At 44.9% G+C, this 4307-nt stretch carries 2 protein-coding genes; one reads left to right on the forward strand and one right to left on the reverse strand.

The genetic code is table 11. The features are described 5' to 3' along the window. The coding region (locus RM811_RS18895; RefSeq protein WP_402527371.1) for a lyase family protein at nt 1-1183 on the forward strand (1183 nt) is incomplete at its 5' end. An 87-nt stretch (nt 1184-1270) separates the two neighbouring features. Here the strand turns inward: RM811_RS18895 and RM811_RS18900 are convergent. Next, nucleotides 1271-3553, reverse strand: coding sequence for an RING finger protein (locus RM811_RS18900; RefSeq protein WP_402527372.1), 2283 nt, complete (start codon nt 3551-3553; stop codon nt 1271-1273). Nucleotides 3554-4307 lie beyond the last annotated feature (754 nt).

The raw sequence follows: 4307 nt of genomic DNA on the forward strand, positions 1-4307 counted from the left end.
CATTGCCCGAGCCTGTGATCAAGTCATTCAGGGAAACTTCCCGGGAACCTGGGAGCAGCAGTTTCCGGTGGATATTTACCAGACTGGTTCAGGCACCAGCAGCAATATGAATGTAAATGAGGTAATTACCCAGCTGATCAAACAAAAGACCAGCCTGGAAGTCTCTGCCAATGATCATGTGAATATGGGTCAGAGCAGCAATGATGTCATTCCATCAGCCATTCATGTTGCAGCCTCTGAAATGGTCAAGCATCAGTTAATGCCCGCACTGGATCATCTGCTGAAGATTCTGGGTGAACGGGAGCAGGCACTCAGCGGTATGGTCAAAACCGGCAGAACCCATTTAATGGATGCCATGCCAGTCACCTTCGGGCAGGAAATCAGTGGCTGGAAAGCACTGGCTCTTCAAGACAAGCAACGATTTGTGCAATGCATGGAACGGCTTAACCTGCTGGCTATTGGCGGCACAGCCGTTGGCACTGGCACCAATACCCACAGGAACTTTGCCCATAAAGTGTGCGAGCAGTTACACCAGACCACCGGAATTCACTTTAAACCCAGTGACAATTTTTTTGCATCACTGAGTCTTCCTTCTTCAGCGCTTGAGCTATCAGCAACGCTGAAAAGCCTCGCCACCACCCTGACCAAAATCGCCAATGATCTTCGCTGGATGAACAGCGGGCCTTTAGCAGGACTGGGAGAAATCGAGCTGACTGCCCTGCAGCCCGGCTCCAGCATTATGCCTGGTAAAGTAAACCCGGTGATTTGTGAATCGGTGCTGATGGCTGCAGCACAAATCACAGGCTTTGATACCGCCATTACCATTGGGGCGCAATCCAGCAACTTTCAGTTAAACACCATGCTTCCCATGATCGGCAGTAACCTGATCAAAGGCATTACCCTGGCATCCAACAGTTGCCGTTCACTGGCGGATAAGGCCCTGGCTGATTTTACGGTAAAGCAGGATCATATTGATGAGGCTCTCTATAAAAACCCCATTTTGATTACCGCTCTGAATCCGGTGATTGGTTATATGAAAGCTGCCGAAATCGCGAAACAGGCTTATGCGGAAAAACGCTCAGTGCTGGATGTAGCGAAAGAGAAGACCAACCTGAGCGAAGAAGAGCTTCGGAAACTGCTGGATCCCCTTCAGTTGACCCAAGGTGGATTACTGAATCAGTGACTCCATGCTCTCAGTCCATTGAAGGCATGGGATCTAAAAAACAGTAACCCACTTATTGCCCGGGATTAACAAAAACCAGCAAAGGTTTCAGTGGTTTGGCGTAAATTCCACGAAATCTTTCTTTATAACAACCACCCTGCATGCCGGACAATGTGGATCAGTTTCCAATACCCTGGTCACACATCGTTTGCAGATAGGCATCCCCGGGTGGCCATTCTTAGCAGGCTCACCTGTGGCGGCTGTATTATGGTTACGCAATTTATTTTGTGATGACGGAAACTCAAGGCAAATAGAGCATTCATACGCCCGAATGGCACGTATACCATTAATACGCTCGGCTCGCTGTCCTTGCCTGGAGATACACTTATCCAATGGGATAAAGAGGATAGACGCTGTATCTTCCTCTTTTGAGTTCGAGCGTACTTCATTCAGTCCCGGACTCTGGTCAGCCCTGGGTTGACACAGCGCGCTGACAGTCTTTGAAATATAGCCCCGCCCGTCGCATAAACCCCGTAAAGCCTTTACAGATAGATAGTCATTAATCATTGGCAGCATAAGTATCAAGCGCTCAAATATTACTTGTACGGAAGACCTGTCTGTTGTTCCATTAGCCAATTGTTGCTGAAGCAATCTGGCAACAAGCCTGCAGGCATTTTTTGCACCAATAAGCCTGTCTTTTGGCCGGACCTCTCTATTCTTAAGTTCTGTAATAAGGTTAACCAGATCATCCCATTTTTTACGCATTGTTAATATGGCAATTCTATTATAAAGACTTTCAATCAATTTATGGTTACCGGAACTTATTTTCGTGCCGTGATATCTTGCAGAATGGTATTGCGTACCAGCGCTAACTGCACCGGGCTTGGTGGCAGAATCTGTCCGGCTATTCCCTGAACCCTGTTTGATACTCATAGCCAGGAACTGATCACAAAAAGCCCCAAGCACCGTATGCTGACTATTATGAGACGGAGAACTTGTTGATGGTTGAGAAAGTATGTCAGCCTTGTGCTTATCCAAATCACGGATGTTCTGATCGATTAATACTTGAAGCTTTTCCGGCTTAATAGATTGCCGGAAGTATTCAATGGGAAGCATTAATTTCCGTTTGTCCTTCACCTCCATTGCTGTCAATAACATCTCCGCCACAGACTGATTTAAATCAGCAATACTTGCCATATCCGGCAACAACGCCATCAACAAAGAGGTGATACCCTTGGTCTCGCTGGCAAGCTCAAGCAGGCTGGACAAAATATTTTCAATGCTGTTCTGTGAAAGTAACGGCTGGGATAATATTTCATCATGCACCAGCTTCTGGAAGTAAGCTTGCCTTAACTTACGTTCCACCTGAATTCCTGCCTGCCTGTGGATTCTTGTGATGGCCTCTCCCATGGAAGTCACACCACTCAGATCTATCTTTGGTATCTGTTTAAATGCCTCCTGTACTTTGCGTTTGACCCAGTAATACGTCAGTCCCTCGCTATCCCTGTTGCCCTCCAGCAGCAAGCTGGCAAAGATCAGGTCGCCATTAAAAAAAACCGAATGATGAAAGAGGTTGGAAGAAGGTACTGACTGTCCGGTACTATCCATCAAATTTACCTGATCAGTAGCAATCAATCGCATCGCTTTGAAGAAAGCCGCCGGAGGGAGCTGGTTGACATATTTCAAATAGCTCTTTGCTACCTCCCGATCACCATCACGATCGCGCAGCATAACCGCCAGCTTATCGGCGACCGCTTCAACCGTTTGCCCTTCCGGTAATCGCCTATCCGAATAATCAGGGCTATGAATCAAGTTACGAAGTGAGTGTTGCACCTGATAGAGTGTTTTTGCGATGCCCTTAACCTTTGGCTCTCCTCCGTGAAACATTTCAGCCGCCAGATCATCCATTATGGTTAAGTACTGGGAAGGCCGGTAATAGGGCGGTTCTTCCAGTGCCTTGCCGCCAATTTTATAATCCCTGCCAGCCTGTTCCGGGTACATCAGACGCCCATACGACCACCCGCCATAATCTGGCACATGCAGGCTGGCCTGAAAAACATCCGGTGAAATAGCAAAGGGAACCGTCATTACCTGGGCAACCTCTTCAGAACCTGTCACTTTACAAGTGCGCCAGCCCCTGCCACTGAATACCATGGATCCGGCATTGGGAATTAATTTCAAACCGGATAAGTCATGGGTAGCAAAAACCTTATGTCCCTCGTGCCAGCCATAAACCTCCATTGATTTGCGAACATTCAGGTCTGTTTTGCCAAGATCTTTAAGCTCTGAAATGCCAGTCTGATCAGATCCGCCTGTCAGTTTCCTAGAACGGGTATTTGCTCCAATATCCTGAAACGCGCTGCGCCGGGTATTACCAATCGCTGCATCCATAATCATTCACCTTGTCTGATAATTATTCATAGAACTTATTGTCCGCTGGCTACACGATGTGTTTTAACATTAAACAGGTGATTTTATTCAAACACTGAATTTTCATAAGTAGGTGATAGTTTGCTATCAAATAGTTGGACTGCAAGCTAAGGAATAAGTTCCAACTCTTTTATAATCAAAGCATCAGCAGTCGATAATATTCTCGAATTTTTATGTGATAAATATTGAAATGCAAACCTCTATCTAATTTTTAAGAAGTAGCGATCATGTGTCTACACCTTGGCATCAATGGTGATGATCGGTTTACTAAATAAAACTAAACGTACGTATAGTCAATTTATACGAAAGCAAACTTTCACCTACTTATGAGGCATTTAAGGAGTTGACAGGAATAGATGCGAGAAAAGTCATGGGTTATACATTTATTACTTGAATTCAAGATTGATGATAATTGATTTGTTAGTTGTTATAGCGAATCAATTATTATTGGATTTTAAAATTATGACTGCCCTATTTCTTGCCCTATTTCTTGCTATTTCTTGAGCGATTTTTAACGCTAATGATTTCCAATAAATACCAGACTTCGAATACTTGGAAAAGTTAGATGTAAAACCAGCAGTCATCTTGACCTGAATCCGTAACTTCTTAATTATCGCAGAAAATTTTTGTCAATCAGCTTATAAGCTGACTGCTGTTTATTCTCTAATTCCTGATAGTTAAGATAGTGATTGCAAAATGTAGCTATTTTTTGCTC

Origin of the sequence: Endozoicomonas sp., assembly GCF_031844845.1 — a bacterium.
Lineage (GTDB): Bacteria > Pseudomonadota > Gammaproteobacteria > Pseudomonadales > Endozoicomonadaceae > Endozoicomonas.